At 66.7% G+C, this 14,593-nt stretch carries 20 protein-coding genes; 8 read left to right on the forward strand and 12 right to left on the reverse strand.

All coding sequences use genetic code 11. The features are described 5' to 3' along the window. Nucleotides 1-9: 9 nt before the first annotated feature. From CBQ26_RS21410 to CBQ26_RS13830, 10 genes are all read right to left on the reverse strand, one after another. Nucleotides 10-216: a hypothetical protein gene (locus CBQ26_RS21410; protein ID WP_143342125.1), complete on the reverse strand. Its 207-nt coding sequence runs from the start codon at nucleotides 214-216 to the stop codon at nucleotides 10-12. Beyond that, entirely contained in the window at nucleotides 203-688 is a 486-nt protein-coding gene (locus CBQ26_RS13800; RefSeq protein WP_088249205.1) for a hypothetical protein, read from the reverse strand. The genes CBQ26_RS21410 and CBQ26_RS13800 overlap by 14 nt, the downstream gene beginning before the upstream one ends. Further along, nucleotides 675-1,754 carry a hypothetical protein gene (locus tag CBQ26_RS13805; protein ID WP_088249206.1) on the reverse strand — a complete coding sequence of 360 codons (1,080 nt, stop codon included), beginning with the start codon at nucleotides 1,752-1,754 and terminating at the stop codon, nucleotides 675-677. Before CBQ26_RS13805 ends, CBQ26_RS13800 begins: the two co-directional genes overlap by 14 nt. Then, a complete protein-coding gene (bet, locus tag CBQ26_RS13810) occupies nucleotides 1,751-2,902 on the reverse strand; it encodes a phage recombination protein Bet (protein ID WP_088249207.1) in 1,152 nt (383 codons plus the stop codon). Before bet ends, CBQ26_RS13805 begins: the two co-directional genes overlap by 4 nt. Continuing rightward, nucleotides 2,899-3,162: a hypothetical protein gene (locus CBQ26_RS13815; protein WP_143342126.1), complete on the reverse strand. Its 264-nt coding sequence runs from the start codon at nucleotides 3,160-3,162 to the stop codon at nucleotides 2,899-2,901. The genes bet and CBQ26_RS13815 overlap by 4 nt, the downstream gene beginning before the upstream one ends. A 13-nt stretch (nucleotides 3,163-3,175) precedes the next feature. Beyond that, on the reverse strand, nucleotides 3,176-3,400 hold the full coding sequence (locus CBQ26_RS13820) for a hypothetical protein (protein ID WP_088249209.1): 225 nt from the start codon (nucleotides 3,398-3,400) through the stop codon (nucleotides 3,176-3,178). Further along, a complete protein-coding gene (locus tag CBQ26_RS22870; protein ID WP_280522596.1) occupies nucleotides 3,397-3,522 on the reverse strand; it encodes a hypothetical protein in 126 nt (41 codons plus the stop codon). Before CBQ26_RS22870 ends, CBQ26_RS13820 begins: the two co-directional genes overlap by 4 nt. After that, nucleotides 3,519-3,788 carry a hypothetical protein gene (locus CBQ26_RS13825; RefSeq protein ID WP_088249210.1) on the reverse strand — a complete coding sequence of 90 codons (270 nt, stop codon included), beginning with the start codon at nucleotides 3,786-3,788 and terminating at the stop codon, nucleotides 3,519-3,521. The genes CBQ26_RS22870 and CBQ26_RS13825 overlap by 4 nt, the downstream gene beginning before the upstream one ends. A gap of 66 nt (nucleotides 3,789-3,854) precedes the next feature. Then, nucleotides 3,855-3,995 (reverse strand): hypothetical protein, encoded by a 141-nt coding sequence (locus CBQ26_RS21960; protein ID WP_172418087.1) that lies wholly within the window; start codon nucleotides 3,993-3,995, stop codon nucleotides 3,855-3,857. 14 nt (nucleotides 3,996-4,009) lie between these two features. Then, nucleotides 4,010-4,225, reverse strand: coding sequence for a helix-turn-helix domain-containing protein (locus CBQ26_RS13830; protein ID WP_088249211.1), 216 nt, complete (start codon nucleotides 4,223-4,225; stop codon nucleotides 4,010-4,012). Nucleotides 4,226-4,328: 103 nt separating this feature from the next. Here CBQ26_RS13830 and CBQ26_RS13835 point away from each other — a divergent pair, with 103 nt between their 5' ends. From CBQ26_RS13835 to CBQ26_RS13865, 7 genes are all read left to right on the forward strand, one after another. Then, entirely contained in the window at nucleotides 4,329-4,832 is a 504-nt protein-coding gene (locus tag CBQ26_RS13835; protein WP_088249212.1) for a helix-turn-helix domain-containing protein, read from the forward strand. A gap of 2 nt (nucleotides 4,833-4,834) precedes the next feature. Then, nucleotides 4,835-5,473, forward strand: a complete 639-nt coding sequence (locus CBQ26_RS13840) for an ImmA/IrrE family metallo-endopeptidase (RefSeq protein ID WP_172418088.1) — start codon at nucleotides 4,835-4,837, stop codon at nucleotides 5,471-5,473. Nucleotides 5,474-5,481: 8 nt separating this feature from the next. Then, the gene (locus tag CBQ26_RS13845; RefSeq protein WP_088249214.1) at nucleotides 5,482-5,811 is read left to right on the forward strand and encodes a helix-turn-helix transcriptional regulator; all 330 of its coding nucleotides are present in this window, start codon (nucleotides 5,482-5,484) and stop codon (nucleotides 5,809-5,811) included. A 99-nt stretch (nucleotides 5,812-5,910) separates the two neighbouring features. After that, nucleotides 5,911-6,627 carry a type II toxin-antitoxin system toxin DNA ADP-ribosyl transferase DarT gene (gene darT, locus CBQ26_RS13850; protein ID WP_088249215.1) on the forward strand — a complete coding sequence of 239 codons (717 nt, stop codon included), beginning with the start codon at nucleotides 5,911-5,913 and terminating at the stop codon, nucleotides 6,625-6,627. Nucleotides 6,628-6,630: 3 nt separating this feature from the next. Further along, nucleotides 6,631-7,701 carry a type II toxin-antitoxin system antitoxin DNA ADP-ribosyl glycohydrolase DarG gene (gene darG, locus CBQ26_RS13855; protein ID WP_088249216.1) on the forward strand — a complete coding sequence of 357 codons (1,071 nt, stop codon included), beginning with the start codon at nucleotides 6,631-6,633 and terminating at the stop codon, nucleotides 7,699-7,701. 141 nt (nucleotides 7,702-7,842) lie between these two features. Continuing rightward, nucleotides 7,843-8,655 (forward strand): GNAT family N-acetyltransferase, encoded by an 813-nt coding sequence (locus tag CBQ26_RS13860; protein ID WP_088249217.1) that lies wholly within the window; start codon nucleotides 7,843-7,845, stop codon nucleotides 8,653-8,655. 36 nt (nucleotides 8,656-8,691) lie between these two features. Next, complete coding sequence (locus CBQ26_RS13865; RefSeq protein ID WP_088249218.1) at nucleotides 8,692-10,086, forward strand: recombinase family protein; 1,395 nt, start codon at nucleotides 8,692-8,694, stop codon at nucleotides 10,084-10,086. A gap of 22 nt (nucleotides 10,087-10,108) precedes the next feature. Here the strand turns inward: CBQ26_RS13865 and secA are convergent, their stop codons facing one another. Beyond that, entirely contained in the window at nucleotides 10,109-12,718 is a 2,610-nt protein-coding gene (gene secA, locus CBQ26_RS13870; protein WP_088249219.1) for a preprotein translocase subunit SecA, read from the reverse strand. A gap of 155 nt (nucleotides 12,719-12,873) precedes the next feature. Here secA and CBQ26_RS13875 point away from each other — a divergent pair, with 155 nt between their 5' ends. Further along, the gene (locus CBQ26_RS13875; RefSeq protein WP_088249220.1) at nucleotides 12,874-13,338 is read left to right on the forward strand and encodes a hypothetical protein; all 465 of its coding nucleotides are present in this window, start codon (nucleotides 12,874-12,876) and stop codon (nucleotides 13,336-13,338) included. A gap of 69 nt (nucleotides 13,339-13,407) precedes the next feature. On the opposite strand, the gene CBQ26_RS13880 is transcribed toward CBQ26_RS13875, so the two are convergent. Next, entirely contained in the window at nucleotides 13,408-14,580 is a 1,173-nt protein-coding gene (locus CBQ26_RS13880; RefSeq protein WP_088249221.1) for an amidohydrolase family protein, read from the reverse strand. Nucleotides 14,581-14,593 lie beyond the last annotated feature (13 nt).

The raw sequence follows: 14,593 nt of genomic DNA on the forward strand, positions 1-14,593 counted from the left end.
CAGTGGGGGTCAGCGGGGGCAGTGGTGGTGGACGGGGATCCAGACGGTCACGTCTCGCCCGGCGGGGCTGACGTGGTGGTACAGGCGGGGTTCCTGGCCGCACCTGGCGCAGGTGGCGGACGCGGCGCGGTTGAGTTCGAGGGGACCGTCAGGTGCGGCACCCAGGGCAGCGGCGAAGGTGACAGGGCGGCCAATGCGACGGTCACTGGAGTACACGGGGAGCCTCCACGGGGGCGCCGGGGAGGGCAGGGGTGCGGGCGGCGGCCTGCTGGGCGAGTTCGGACGTGTAGCGGGTCACGAATTCCTTTTTCAGGAAGTCCAGTTGCTTCGTTTCGACGTGCCCGAGGGGTTGGCCGTGCGTGACGGAGTTCAGCAGGCGGCGCTCGAGGCTGCCGGGTTCGGTGATCTGTTCGCCCCGGCGCATGCGGTCCATGCAGGTGTCCCACGCGGCGATGGCCTGCAGGTGGAAGCCCTGCGAGCCGGTGCCGAGATCGATCAGGCGCTGGGGGCTGGGGAAGAACGTGTCCAGGCGGAACGCGGCGCGGCAGGCGTCCGCGAACTGCGTTTCGGTGAGTTCGGCGGTGAGGATGTCGCGGTAGATCTTGACGGTCTGCGCGTTGTGCTTGCGGCTGAAGCGGTCTTCGAGGACTGTCCAGGCGGCGGCGAACTGGGCGTCAGAAAATGGCACGGGTGTCCTCCTGCAGCGCGGCGTACACGTCGCTCGCTCGCTGCGCGGCCTGCTCGTTGGCGGCCTGCGTGGTCTGGGGGCGGGGGGTGAATTTCACGACGTGCGCGGCCCGGAGCGGAAAGAGTCCCTGCCAGCCGTTCTCGATGCTGGTCCGGATCACGTCCACCGGCGGGTGGCCTTCGGCGGCGAGGGCGCGGAGTTTGTTGAACATGCCGGTGGCGGTGCTGGGCGCGGTGGTCAGGCGGCGTTCGCGGCGGTACTGGAGCCACGCGGCCCAGGCGTCCGTGAGCCCGGGCACGGCGGCGAGGTCGGCGGGCAACTCGGGCAGCGGGGCGGCCGCGCGGCGCCGGGCGGCCGGAACTTTTTGCTTGTCCGTGGCGCCTGGTTCACGGCGTGCGGGGTGGGTGGTCTGAACTTCACCGGTGAGGGGCAGGTCCGGAGTTGCCGCGACAGCGGCCTCGCCGTCAGGCGAGCAGGGGTCTTGCGGGAGGTCGGTGGTGGGTGCAACTTCAACCACCGGCGCGGCGCCGTTCCGCGCTTCTGCCCCCTGGGGGGTAGGGGGGTTGTTCTGTTCTTCTTTCCTTTCTTCTTTTCTTCCTTTCTTCAGGGGACTGGGAACGCTGTCCAGTTCGCTGTTTTCCGGATTCCGGGCGGGGTCTTTTTGCAGACCCTTTGCAGTGGCCTTGCGCGGGGCTTGCGCGGCCCTTGCGTCCGCCTTGCCCTGTTCCGTCCAGGCGAGCGCACCTGCCCGGACCTGCGCGGGGGTGAGTCGGCTGGCGGCGTCCGGGGCACAGTGCAGGCCGTCGAGGGTCAGGACCAGGCCCCGGTCCCGCAGTCGCTCGAGGCTGCTGCGGACCGTGCGCGGGTCGATTTCCAGGGCGTACGTGAGCTGGGCGGTGGTGTAGGTGTTGTCCCGGTAGTGGCGGTAGCGGATCAGGCGCTTGAAGACCTTCGCGTCGGCCATGAGCGTCAACTGCTCTTCGGCGTCCAGCGCCCAGTTGGGCAGCATGGTGTCCTCTCCGCGCCGGAGGGTCGTGTGGACGCCGGGAATCTGGACGGCGGTCATGCGGAGTACCGCGCGGCGCGGCGCGCCTCCGTGAGGGCCTGGGCCGCCTCGTCGTTGCTGAGGGTGCTGAGCGCGTCGAGGAGGATGTCCGCCTGCGCCTCGGTCAGTTCGGTGGTCCGGACGGGGAGGGGGCTGTTCAGCAGGTATGCCCAGAGGGCGGCGCGGTCCTCGCTGCCCGTCGCCCCGGCGCGGCCCGCGTGGGCGCACAGGGCTTTGCGTTGCCCGTCGGTGAGCAGCGCTTCGGCGGGGACGGGGGTGGGCTGTTCAGGCTGAGCCTGGGGAGCAGGCTCAGCGTGCTTCAGGCCCAGTGCCTTCAGGTCGGCGTGGCACGCGCGGGCCGCCTCGGTGGTGGTGCGCCAGGGGTACGCGTCGAGGACCTGCTGCACGTCCTCGGCCGGGGCGACCTTCCGGACGCGGGTGGCCATCTCCGCGATGCTGACCGCCCAACGTTGCAGGACTTCCTCCTGCTGCGGATCAAGGAGGGTGCGGACCGGGGTGCCGGCCTCCTGCTGAACTTCGCGGGTCACGTCCACGGTCCGGGCGGGGCGCTCTTCCCGTCCGTTCTCCGCCTGGGCCATCTCCTCGGTCGTGTACAGGCCGCTCATGTCCTGCGGGAACGCCTTACGCAACGCGAGCGCTTCGGCCACCTTGGCGAGCATCAGGTCCGGCATCTTCGTCCACATCGGACCGGGCCGCCCGTCGCGGTTCGTCTGCACGTACGAGTCCCAGCGCGCCACCGCCCATAGCGGCTCGCGGAAGTCACCGCGCAGTACCCCGACCTTCGCCGCAGCGGGGGGCGTGCCTTCCAGCCACACTTCGCGCCACTGGCCGTCCTTCCCGCACCAGAGGGGACCCATCTGCCCGGCGTACTTGCCGCTGCGCTCGGCGATCAGGCGCAGGCCGTCGATGCTGACCTGTACGCCCATGACTTCGCGTTTCTCCTTGGCGTCCCAGCGTTTGATGGCGTAGATCTGCCGGGCGAACGGGTCGAGTCCGGTGCGGTCGCACTGCTGCACGAACAGGTTCAGTTCATCGTCGGTGGCGTTGCGCGCGATGGTCCGCTTGATCAGGTCGATCTGCTCGCGGGTCAGACCCGGCTGCGGGTACGCGAGGGGGAGGTTGGGGCGGGGGTACTCGAGGGCGGTCATGACGGCCGTCCTTTGACGTACCCGTCATCGCCACGCACGGCCGCGCGGGCGTCAAGGGCGCGGACGAGGCGGCCGGCGTGAACGTGCGTGCCGTGCCCCCGGCGGTCGTGGGTGCCCTGCGCGCCCTGGCAGGGGCCGCAGGTGTCCGTGCAGCTGGGCTCCCCGCAGATCTGGCAGTCGGGGAGGATGGGCGCGGCGCGGTACAGGAACGCGGCGATCAGCAGGCAGGCGGCAATGAACAGAGCGGCAGTCAGGATCATGGGCAGCACTTCCTTAGCGGCGCGCGTCGCAGGACGGGCAGAGGGCGTGACCTTCGGGCTTGCGTTCACCGCACGCGCAGCGCAGCGCGTCCCAGTGACCCGCCTCGATGGCGGCCAGTTGGTCGAGTTCCGCCAGGAGTTCCGCCCGGCGCGCCTCGATGCGGGTCAGGGCGGCGGCCCGATCGGCGGGCGTGAGGGGGGCGGCGCTCGTCGCGGCGCGCTGCTCGGCGGCCGTCACGACAGCACCGCCAGCAGCAGGCCCGGCAGGGCCAGCAGGACCAGGGCGACGGGCACGGCGGGGCTCTGGCAGAGTGCCTGCGTGATCAGCAGCTGTAGGAAGGCGGGCAGGAAGCGGTTCACGCGGCGCCCCAGGGGAACGCGGGCGCCGGCAGCAGCGGCAGGGTGCGGGTCTCGCTGAGCAGGGTGCGCTGGGCGGCCGTGCGCAGCAGGTAGTCGGCGCGCTGGGGGGTGGTGGGCTGCCCGTCCACCTGGGCAGTGAGGTGCCCGGCGTGATCGGCGCTGAGGGTGACAGTGTGCGTGGTGGTCATGACGACCACGCGGTCCATCTCGTGCGCGGTGGTGACCGTCCAGGTGCGGGTGATATTGCGGGGCTTGTCCTGTATCATGTGTGGGTCTCCTCTTCCCCCCGTTGAGCCGTTGAGCCGGCTGTGATGCGGGGGGGTCTTTGCTGTTCAGGCGGGTTTGGGTTTGGTGTTTGCGGCCGCTTCGCGCTTCTGGCGGCCCAGTTCAGCGGCGCGATGCAGGATGACCAGCACGCGCTGGGCGGCCTCCGGGTCCTTACGGGTCGTGATGACGGGCTTCTTGGTGGTCATACCTTCCCTCTCTTTCAACTAACTGCTACCAGTAAGTCAGTAGGCTGACAGATGAGTGCGCTGGCGAATTCGCTCAATCGGACGACGTCTATGACGGTTTTGCCGTTTTCCACGATGCTGATATAGCCCTCTCGTTTCGCGTTCTTCACCACCTTTTCGGCAAGCTCGGCCTGCGTCATGCCCAGCGCCTCTCGCCGGGCCCTGATGTTGCGTCCGATGGTTTCCTGCATGAGTCAAGGTTACTGCTAGCAGTAAGTTATGTCAACGCCTTACCGTTACGCGGATTCTAACTTTGGGAACTATTCCTTACCGTAAGGCGTAAGCGGGGCTGTGATGACTTACTACCAGCCACAAGCCCCCCGCACCTACTGGGGAGGAACTGTGGACGCGAAGGCAGCAGGAAAAATCATGCAGGCGCACCGGAAGCGCAAAGGGCTGACGCAGGACCAGGTCGTAGAGCAATCGACCGTCCCGACCCCCCAGTACCTCAGCGCACTGGAAAACGGCAGATACGACGTGCGCAACAGTGAGCACTTCCGAAGCCTGATCAGCGTCTACGGCCTCACCGCAGACCAAGTGGCAGAAATCAGCCCTGATGCAGTGATCACCGTTGCATCACCAGAAATTACGCGGCCTACTCGACATGTCAGTCTCCCGCAGGGACTGCAGGAGGCGGTCGAGTTGCACGGGAAGCGGTACAGCGACCTGCGCGACCCCACCTGGCAGAACTACCTCGCCGGGTTCCGCTGGCGCGAAGGCGAACCCGAAGAACCCGAAGCGTGGCTCGACCTGTACCGCGACCTCATCCGCGCCGGCGTGGTCCCCGGGAGCAACTGACCTTGCGAGACGCCACGCACGCCGCCATTCAGTACGCCCTGAACGAGCACGAGCGGGCCGACTGGACCACCCAACCCGACCGCCTCTGCTGGGCCCTCGGCATCCGGATTATCGCGGGGAAACGCAGCAGCGCCCACGCCGGCCCCCCCGCCATCATCACGCTGGCCCGCGAACACTACGCGCCCCGCCAGCGATTCACCATGCACCACGAAATCGCGCACGTCCTCATCCAACGCGCCGGACTGGAAGACGCCATCCTCGCCGAAGTGGACGACGAAGACGCGCACCGGCACCTGGAAGCCGTCACGAACTACATCGCGTCCCTGCTCGTCATGCCGGACGTCATGATTAACCACGCGCTCGACACGTACGGCCAGCACCCCGAAACCATCCTGACCATCCAGCAGATCGCCCGCGTCAGCCTGGGCGCCGCACTGCGCCGCTTCACGTACGCCCAGCGCGGCGGCGTCACCACCCTCCTGACCAGCGGCGCGTACATCTCGGACCTGGCCAGCACCGACCCGTACAACCGCCTGCACCGCCACCAACGCCTCCCGGACATCGCAGCCGCACTCCCCGGCGCGCAGTTGCTCAGCCTCCCCTCTACCCGCAGACGCACCCTCGCCGTACTGGCCATGTAAAAGGACGCATGACCGAACACACCCCACACCCAAACTGGCGAAAAAGACGACAGAGACCCCACATCCCACCACCCCCACCCGACCAGCCCCTCACCCCACGCGAATGGCTCCGCCACATCCGCACCCACCACGACCTCACCATCGACGAAGTCACCGAACGCATCAACCAGTACCACCCCTGCACCAAAAGCTTCCTCAATCACCTCGAATGCGGCCACATCTCAATCCCCAACCTCAGCCCGGAGAAGAAAGACGCCCTGCAGCGCGTATTCAACCTCACCGAAGAGGAATGGGCGCACGGCACCTCCGGCAACGCCACCATCAAGGACATCGGGTGAGGGGCAGGAAAGTCAACATTCCATTGGCACACGCACGCGCCGTGCTGGCTATCTAATGACGCGTCCTGCCATCGGCTACACGTACATCAAGGTGAAGAAATGAAACTCCCCCCCGCCCGGAAGGCATTAGGAGCGACCGGAAAAGACATTCATCCTCTCGGCAACGATAAAAACTACTTGGTTCTCCATATCACACCGTTCGAGGCGCTCGATTCCGTCCTGCGGTCCGGCTACCTACTTCCTAAAAATCAAGTAGTTCCAGTGCAAGATATTTCCAATCCGGAAATCCAAAATATTCGAGCGGGACTAAAACCTCCGGACCCACCTGGCGGTACTCTTCACGATTACGTCCCATTCTACTTTGGGCACCACTCGCCGATGCTGCTGCAACTCGCCACAGGACGCATTTCGCATTTCAAAGGTGATCAGCGTGACATTGTCTACTGTATCAGCAGTGTTCAGGAAGTCCAGCGAGCAGGCCTCGCTTTCACTTTCACTGACGGGCACGGCATCGTTGCGTTCACACGCTTCTTCACCGATGTCAACGACCTAGACCAGGTGGACTGGTCGGTGGTGCACCAGAACTACTGGCAGGACACTCAAATGGACAACGATCGGCAACGCCGCAAGCAGGCAGAATTCTTGGTGAAGGACAAACTCCCCCTATCTGCCCTACTTGGTTTCGCAGTGGCGGACACCGACATGCAGACTGCTGTCAACGGGCTCTTGGCGCAGTATCCTCAGTACACATTTCAGGTCCCCACAAAGGTGCGGTCTGACTGGTACTACGAGCGTCACCTGACGAGGAGGAGGTGAAAGATGATTAACTCCGGAAAAGGGAACCTGCTTCAGGCTGACGTGGAAGCACTGGTCAACACGGTCAATACCGTCGGGGTCATGGGGAAGGGCATCGCGCTTCAGTTCAAGCGAGCTTTCCCCAAGAATTACAAGGACTACGTGGCGGCTGCCAAGGCTGGCGAGGTCCGCATAGGCCGCATGTTCGTAAGTGAACAGCCGCTCCACCGCCCTCATTACGTCATCAACTTCCCTACCAAGCAGCACTGGCGGGCACCCTCGGAGATAAGGTTCATCGAGGAAGGGCTGGAGGACCTAGTGCGCGTCATTCGTGCACACAACATCCGGTCGATTGCCATTCCTCCGCTTGGTTGTGGGAATGGTGGACTTGACTGGGCAGAAGTGAAACCCCTTGTGGAACAGGCATTTGCCAATCTCCCTGACGTTGAGGTCTTGCTTTTCGCACCTGGCGATGTCCCCGATCCACAGGCCATGCCAATGGCCCCTCGATTTGCCAGAATGACGCCGAGCAAGGCGCTCATGGTGCAGCTAATTGACCGCTATCTGCAACCTGGGTACACCTTAGGCAGGGTTGAATCACAGAAGTTGGCCTATTTCCTCCAAGCGGCCGGTGCAGAGATGCGCCTGGGATTTACCAAGGCACAATTTGGACCCTACGCGCATAACCTCAGCAAGCTACTAGACGACATGGAAGGCGTCTACACTGACGGCCATGGCGATGGAAGTGGGCGTGCACGCATGCGCCTACGTGACGGCGCGCTGGAAGCCTCTCAAACTCAACTGGCCCAGGATCAAACCGCTCAGCAACAACTGCAAGAAGTGTCTCGTCTCATTGTAGGGTTCGAAACCAGTTACGCTCTTGAATTGCTGGCCAGCGTCCACTGGGTCGCGGTTGAACAAGGCGCCGAGACCTCTGAACATGCATTGAAATTGATTCAAGCATGGACGCCTCGCAAAGCTCAGATGATGCAGCCGCATCACGTGCGAGTTGCTTGGCAGCGCCTTGAAGATCAGGGGTGGTTACAACGCCGTGCCGTTTTACCACCTAAAGCCACTCCATCAGCTGCTGAGTAAGATGACCCGTCCCGCGATCGGCTGCACATGCATCAGCACCCACGGTGGGCGTGATGGGTACAGTCAGGCAGACCAGGCGGTGGAGATCACGCAGTCCGCGGAAGCGAAGGGGCATGGCTTCACCGCCTGCTAGCCTGCCCTGTGCTTTCCAGTCACAGCAACCGGCAGACGCAACAACTCCTCACCCAGTACGACGCGCAACTCCGTGAAGCAGCCGAACTGACCGGCGCGACCAACATCACCCGCGATGGTCCCCTCTGGCGCGGTACGTACGGCGAACGCGGCTTCGTCACGTACCGCGACCTCGACCGCCTCACCGGCCTGGCTCTCGACCAGCTGATCGCGCGGACCATCGCGTACTACGCCGCTCAGGCGTCCATCACGTCCTTCGAGTGGAAGACCCGTGGCCACGACCTGCCCGCCGACCTTCCCGACCGCCTCACCGCGCACGGCCTGCAGGCGGAGGAACCGGAGACCGTCATGCTGGGCGAAGCGAGCCTCCTGGCTGCACCTGTCCCACTCCCTGACGGCGTGGCCCTGCGGCGCATTGACGATCAACCCGACCCGATGCCCGACCTGATCCGCGCCGCCGCTGCGCAGGAACGCGCGTTCGGCGTGCCGTTCCCCACCGCCGACCTCGCGCGGCGCCTGCAGGACAAACGGGACCTCATGGAATTCTGGGTGGCCGAAGCGGACGGGGACGTCATCTGTGCCGGAAGGCTGGAACTGGTGCCCGGCACGGCGTTCGCGGGCATCTGGGGCGGCGGAACCGTCCCCGAGTGGCGCGGGAAGGGCATCTACCGGGCGCTTGTCGCGCAGCGGGCGCGGTCCGCTCTGGCGCGGGGTGTGCGGTACCTGCACAGCGACTCCACGGAATTCTCCCGCCCGATCCTGCAACGCAGCGGCCTGCTGCCCGTCACGACCACCACGCCCTTCATCTGGACGCGCCAGTAGACGCAACTCACCTGACATGATGAACGTAGTGACCTCATGACCCCCACCGTCCGCGCGTACCTCCGCGTCTCCTCCGCCGCGCAGGTGGAGAAATACAGCCTCGCCTTCCAACGCGACAAGGCGCTCGCCTGGGCCGCGTACCAGGACCTCGGACCCGTGCAGTTCTACGAGGAACGCGGCGTGTCCGGCAAACTCGACGACCGCCCCCAGCTCGCCGCCCTGCTCGGCGAGATCCAGCCGGGCGACACCGTCATCGTGTACAGCCTCAGCCGCCTCGGACGCGGCGGCGCCGTCCAGATGCTGGGCATCGTCGGCCGCATCAAGGACGCCGGCGCCCGCCTGGTCTCCCTCACCGAGAACATCGACACCGAAACCCCCGCCGGGCGGCTCATGCTCACCATCCTCGCCGCCCTCGCCGAACTCGAAGTCGAAACCACCCGCGAACGCACCGCCGCCGGACGCATCCAGGCCGCCAGCCAGGGCATCTACCCGCAGAGCGGCGCCGTCCTCCCCGCCGGGTACGGACGCGGCCCGGACGGCCGGATCGTCGAAGGGGCGTTCGCCGCCACCGTCCGCGAAGTGTTCCGCCGCGCCGCTGGCGGCGTCCCCTTCAACGCCGTCGCCGACAGCCTCAACCAGGACGGCATTCCCGGCGCGAAAGGCAAACGCTGGTACCTCGCCACCGTGCGCGGCATCGTGCAGGAACCCACCTACCGCACCGGGCAACTCCAGTACCGCCGCCGCAGCCACGAAGACACCCCGCAGGCGTGGCTGCCCATCCCCTGCCCCATTCTCGTCACCGACGCGCAGTGGCACGCCGCGCAACGCACCCCCACCCGCAACCACGTCCGGCGCGACCCCAGCCGCTTCCCCCTCTCCGGCCGCCTCACCTGCGCGTGCGGCACGCCCCTCGTCGGGAACGCCCACAAGAGCGGCGCCGGGCACACCATCCTCTACTACCGCTGCAGCCCCGACCGGCGCGGCACCCCCACCTGCCCCGCCACCGGCAAAGGCAGCAGCCTCTACCCCGTCAGCACCGTCGACGTCGCCGCCCGCCTCGCCCTCGCCGATGCCCTGCGCGACCCCGAGACGCTCACCCGCCTCACCAACCGACCCGACGCCGACCCGCACGCCCCCCAACGCACCCTCCTCGAAACGCGACGGGACGCCCTGATCGACCTGCACCTCGAAGGCCTCATCGACCGCGCCGAATTCACCCGCCGCCGCGACGACCTCCAGGCGCAGATCCAGGCCCTCACCCCCATCAGCACCCCCATCCTCCCCCCACCCGAACTCACCGACCTCGCCGACGGCATCCCCAGCCTCACCGAACACGAGTACATGGCGCTCCTCGATGACCTCGACGTGCACTTCACAACGCACAAAGGCGCGCACGTAGAAGTGCGCGCCCTGAACCTCCCCACCGCCTGAACGCGAGTGGGACAGTTAAACCTCAGCCTGCGTTGGAAAACTGCATTCTGAAGACGAACTTGGTGACGTCGGTTTTCAGGTTGTCGATCATGTCGTTGAACATGTTGGTCGCTTCGAATTTGTATTCGGTGAAGGGGTCGCGCTGGCCGTAGCCGCGCAGGCCGATGCCCTGGCGCAGGACGTCCATGCCGTGCAGGTGTTCTTTCCAGTGCTGGTCGACGACCTGCAGCAGGACGTAGCGGGCGAGGCTGGTCAGCATGGTGTCGCCGAGTTCCTCGCGGCGGGCGTCGTGGGCGTCGGCGACGGCTTTGAGGAGGGTGTCCTGGGCGTCGGCGGGGCTCATGTTGCGCAGCGCTTCGAAGTCGAAGCCTTCGAGCTGGGGGATGGCGTCGAGCATGGCGGCCTGGAGGCCGTCGATGTCCCAGTGTTCGTGGCTGGCGTCGGTGGGGAGGTGCGTGGCGAGTTGCAGGTCGACGAAGTCGGCGATCATGCCTTCGGTGCTTTCTTCGACGTCGCTGTCCGGTCCGAGCAGCACTTCGCGGCGCTGGGCGTAGATGGTGTCGCGTTGTTTGCTCATGACGTTGTCGAATTCCAGCAGTTGTTTGCGGGTGCTGAAGTTGCGGTCTTCGACGCGCGCCTGGGCTTTCTCGATGGCGCCGGTGACCATCTTGGCTTCGATGGGCTGGCTGTCGTCCATGCCGAGGCGGTCCATCATGGCGATGACGCGGTCGTTGGCGAACAGGCGCATCAGGTCGTCTTCGAAGGAGACGTAGAAGCGGCTGCTGCCGGGATCGCCCTGGCGTCCGGCGCGGCCGCGCAGCTGGTTGTCGATGCGGCGGCTCTCGTGGCGTTCGGTGCCGATGATGTGCAGGCCGCCGGCGTCGCGGACTTTCTGGCGGTCGGCGAGGATGTCGGCCTGGACCTGCAGGGCCTGCCGGGCGAAGTCTTCGGTCATGCCGGGGATCTGCATGCCGGCCTGCGCGGCGTTCTCGTCCTGGCGGCTGACGGCCTTGATGAAGGCTTCGGCTTCGGGAGCGAAGCGGCTGACGCCGAAGTTCTGTTCGATGGCCTCGCCGAGGATGAATTCGGCGTTGCCGCCGAGCATGATGTCGGTGCCGCGTCCGGCCATGTTGGTGGCGATGGTGACGGTGCCCGAGCGGCCGGCCTGCGCGATGATGCTGGCTTCCTGCGCCTCGAATTTGGCGTTCAGGACGCTGTGTTTCACGCCGGCCTGGGTGAGCAGGTCGCTGAGCTGTTCGCTGGTGACGATGCTGGCCGTGCCGATCAGGACGGGGCGGCCGGTGGCCTGCATCTCGATGACTTCCTGCACGACGGCGTTGTACTTGCCCAGGCGGGTGCGGTACACGAGGTCCTCGGCGTCCTTGCGCAGGATGGGTTTGTTGGTGGGGATGACCAGCACGTCGCTGCCGTAGATGTCGAGAAATTCCTTCTCCTCGGTCTTGGCGGTGCCGGTCATGCCGGAGAACTTGTTGTACAGGCGGAAGAAGTTCTGGTACGTGATGGTGGCGAGCGTCTGGTTCTCGTTCTCGATCTTCACGCCTTCTTTCGCTTCGATGGCCTGGTGCAGGCCCTCACCGTAGCGGCGGCCGGGCATGGAGCGGCCGGTGAATTCGTCGACGATGACGACTTCGCCCTCGGCATTCACGATGTAGTCCTTCTCGCGCTGGTACAGTTCGCGGGCGCGGATGGCCTGGGTGATCATGTGGGCCTTGTCCATGTTCTCGGGGCTGTACAGGTCCCCGAGGCTGAGCAGGCGTTCGATCTTGCTGATGCCGCCCTCGGTGAGGTGGACCTGTTTGCCTTTCTCGTCGATGGTGTAGTCGCCGGTGGGTTCGGTGCGGACGCCGGGTTCGGCGGGTTCGCCTTTCTGGAGGCGGCGGATCAGTTTGGCGTACACGTAGTACAGGTCGGTGGCTTTCTCGGCGGCGCCGCTGATGATCAGGGGCGTGCGGGCCTCGTCGATCAGGATGGAGTCCACCTCGTCCACGATGGCGAAGTTCAGGGGGTGTTCGGCGCGCAGGGAGAGGGCCTCGCGGCTCTGGGCCATGTTGTCGCGCAGGTAGTCGAAGCCGAGTTCGCTGTTCGTGACGTACGTGATGTCGCAGGCGTACGCGGCCTGCTTCTGCGCGGGTTGCAGTTCGCGGCTGGCGAGGCCGACGGTCAGGCCCAGCGTGCGGTACAGCAGGCTCATTTCTTCCATGCCGACCCGCGCGAGGTAGTCGTTGGAGGTCACGAGGTGCGCGCCGCGTCCTTCCAGGGCGTTCAGGGCGAGGGCCAGCGTGGCGACCAGGGTCTTGCCCTCGCCGGTGCGCATCTCGGCGATGCGGCCCCTGTGCAGGGCGTAGCCGCCGATGAGCTGCACGTCGTAGTGGCGTTTGCCGATGGAGCGCCGGCCCGCCTCGCGGATGAGCGCGAAGGCGGGGATGACCACGTCGTCCAGGGTCTCGCCGCCCTCCTGAACGCGGCGGCGCAGTTCCATGAAGGCTGCGGCGAGATCTTCCACTTTCATGGTTTCTTCTTCCAGCGCGTTCACGGGTTGCACGACCGTCTTCACGATCTGCGCCACGTCGCGCTGGTTGTTATCGAATAATTTGTTCAGGACACGGAACATGACAAGCGAGTATAACGCGCGGCGCGCCCCGCACACGTTCGGATTTCAGTGAGGCGCGCATAAGCAACTTGAGTACAGACGGCTCAGACACCATGAACGCCCGCTCCAGGGGTGGCCGGACGCCCTTCCTCATGTGCGGCCCGTATGCTCTGCGCATGACCCTGCGTGTACTGCCCGCTGCCCTGCTGCTTCCCGTCCTGATGGCGTCCTGCGCGCCGGTCGCGTCCCTGCTCGCCACGCGCGAGGAGCAGGGCCCCCCGCCGCGTCAGGCGGGACCGCTGACGGTCGGTGAGACCTGGACGGTGGGCGGCCCCATCGACGGCCGCAGCGTGGCCGCCACCATCGGCATTCAGGATCTGGTGGACGTGCCGGGCGGGACGGCCAGCGTGAACGAACGCGACCGGCTCGACGCGTTCGCGGCCGGGCGTGAGGGCTTCGGTCTGGCGCGCTACGACCCGGACCGCCGGTACCTGACGTTCTCGTGGGTGGGCACCGGGAACACCACCTACGTCTGCGAGGTCACGACCCTGCTGAGCCTCCCCTACCAGGGTCGCCTGACCACGCAGCGCGGCGGGCAGACCGTCGCGACCGGCACCTGCGAGGCGAACGTCAGCCGGTAACGGCCAGCAGGAACGGGCCCGGATTCAGCGCGAATCCGGGCCGTTTCCGTTCCCATCCGGAAGGGCCGGTCAGCGCCAGAGGTACGCCTCGTTCCACGCCTCGCCCCGGCGGATGAACGGCGCGCGGCTGCCCAGCACGCGGTGGCCGCCCTTGACGGCGGCGCGCACGATCACGCGCGGGTCCAGGGCGGGGTGCAGCGTGCGGGCGAACGCCACGTCGTCCCGCACGTCCAGCGAGCCGCCACTGGCGACGGAATCGGTGCCCAGCGCGACCTCCACCCCGGCCGCCGCGAAGGCCGCCCAGGGGAATACCCCGCACTCCAGGTGGTGGTTGCTGCGCGGGCAGGTCACGACGGCGCTGCCAGCGCGGGCCACGCGGGCGATGTCGTCCGGGGTGACATTCACCATGTGGATCAGGGTGGGTCCGGCTTTCAGGGCGCCCAGTTCATCCAGGTAACGGACGGGGGTCAGTCCGGGTTCCGGCGCGCGGCCCATGACTTCCGCGAAGGTGTCGGGGTAGAAGGCTGCCAGCCGGTTGTCCCAGATGGGGCCGCCGCCGCGCGTGTACAGGTCGTGCTCGGCGGGGTGTTCGGCCACGTGGATCTGCACGGGCAGGCCCTCGCCGGCGGCGTAGTCGCACAGCAGGCGCATCAGGCGGTGGCTGACGGTGTGCGGCGTGTGCGGGGACAGGCCCACGCGCGGCCCGCCGGGGCGTTCCAGGCGGCGCCAGCGTTCCACGCGCTCGCGGACGGTGCGGAAGGTGTCGTCCGCCCGGTCCGGGAAGGTGCCCAGCGCCTCGTAGTACAGGACGCCGCCCAGGTCCTCGCGGGCCAGCAGGGCGTCCATGACCTCGGGGGCGTGCATGTACACGATGTCGCCCACGCCGCCCGAGCCCAGGTCACGCAGGGTGTCCGCGCCGTGCAGGGCGGCCTCCACGCTGCGTTTCTCGCGTTGCGGGACGACCACCTCGGGAATCCAGCGGAAGTACGGCAGGGCCGTGAACTCGTAGCGGCTCATGTCCAGGTGCGTGTGGGCGTTCACGGGCGGCGGGGCGATCACGCCGCCCACCGTTTCCTCGCGGGCGTGCGGGTAAGAGGCGCGCAGCGCGGCCGGGTCGCCCGTCGCGGCGACCATGCCGCCGGCCACGACCACGCCGCCCGGCGACTGCGCGCCCCCCATGCCGGTGAACAGCACGTCGCAGATGAGCAGGCGGGGCGCGAGCGGGTCGGAACGGTCGGTCATGGGCGGCATGCTA

The sequence above is a fragment of the Deinococcus indicus genome (assembly GCF_002198095.1).
Classification (GTDB): domain Bacteria; phylum Deinococcota; class Deinococci; order Deinococcales; family Deinococcaceae; genus Deinococcus; species Deinococcus caeni.

Excerpts from the sequence above, each read along its gene's own strand:
- CBQ26_RS13805 (WP_088249206.1), bottom strand. The coding sequence starts at position 1,754 with ATGACCGCCGTCCAGATTCCCGGCGTCCACACGACCCTCCGGCGCGGA.
- bet (WP_088249207.1), bottom strand. The coding sequence starts at position 2,902 with ATGACCGCCCTCGAGTACCCCCGCCCCAACCTCCCCCTCGCGTACCCG.
- CBQ26_RS13815 (WP_143342126.1), bottom strand. The coding sequence starts at position 3,162 with ATGATCCTGACTGCCGCTCTGTTCATTGCCGCCTGCCTGCTGATCGCC.
- CBQ26_RS13825 (WP_088249210.1), bottom strand. The coding sequence starts at position 3,788 with ATGATACAGGACAAGCCCCGCAATATCACCCGCACCTGGACGGTCACC.
- CBQ26_RS21960 (WP_172418087.1), bottom strand. The coding sequence starts at position 3,995 with ATGACCACCAAGAAGCCCGTCATCACGACCCGTAAGGACCCGGAGGCC.
- CBQ26_RS13830 (WP_088249211.1), bottom strand. The coding sequence starts at position 4,225 with ATGCAGGAAACCATCGGACGCAACATCAGGGCCCGGCGAGAGGCGCTG.
- CBQ26_RS13835 (WP_088249212.1), top strand. The coding sequence starts at position 4,329 with ATGACTTACTACCAGCCACAAGCCCCCCGCACCTACTGGGGAGGAACT.
- CBQ26_RS13845 (WP_088249214.1), top strand. The coding sequence starts at position 5,482 with ATGACCGAACACACCCCACACCCAAACTGGCGAAAAAGACGACAGAGA.
- darT (WP_088249215.1), top strand. The coding sequence starts at position 5,911 with ATGAAACTCCCCCCCGCCCGGAAGGCATTAGGAGCGACCGGAAAAGAC.
- darG (WP_088249216.1), top strand. The coding sequence starts at position 6,631 with ATGATTAACTCCGGAAAAGGGAACCTGCTTCAGGCTGACGTGGAAGCA.
- CBQ26_RS13865 (WP_088249218.1), top strand. The coding sequence starts at position 8,692 with ATGACCCCCACCGTCCGCGCGTACCTCCGCGTCTCCTCCGCCGCGCAG.
- secA (WP_088249219.1), bottom strand. The coding sequence starts at position 12,718 with ATGTTCCGTGTCCTGAACAAATTATTCGATAACAACCAGCGCGACGTG.
- CBQ26_RS13875 (WP_088249220.1), top strand. The coding sequence starts at position 12,874 with ATGACCCTGCGTGTACTGCCCGCTGCCCTGCTGCTTCCCGTCCTGATG.
- CBQ26_RS13880 (WP_088249221.1), bottom strand. The coding sequence starts at position 14,580 with ATGACCGACCGTTCCGACCCGCTCGCGCCCCGCCTGCTCATCTGCGAC.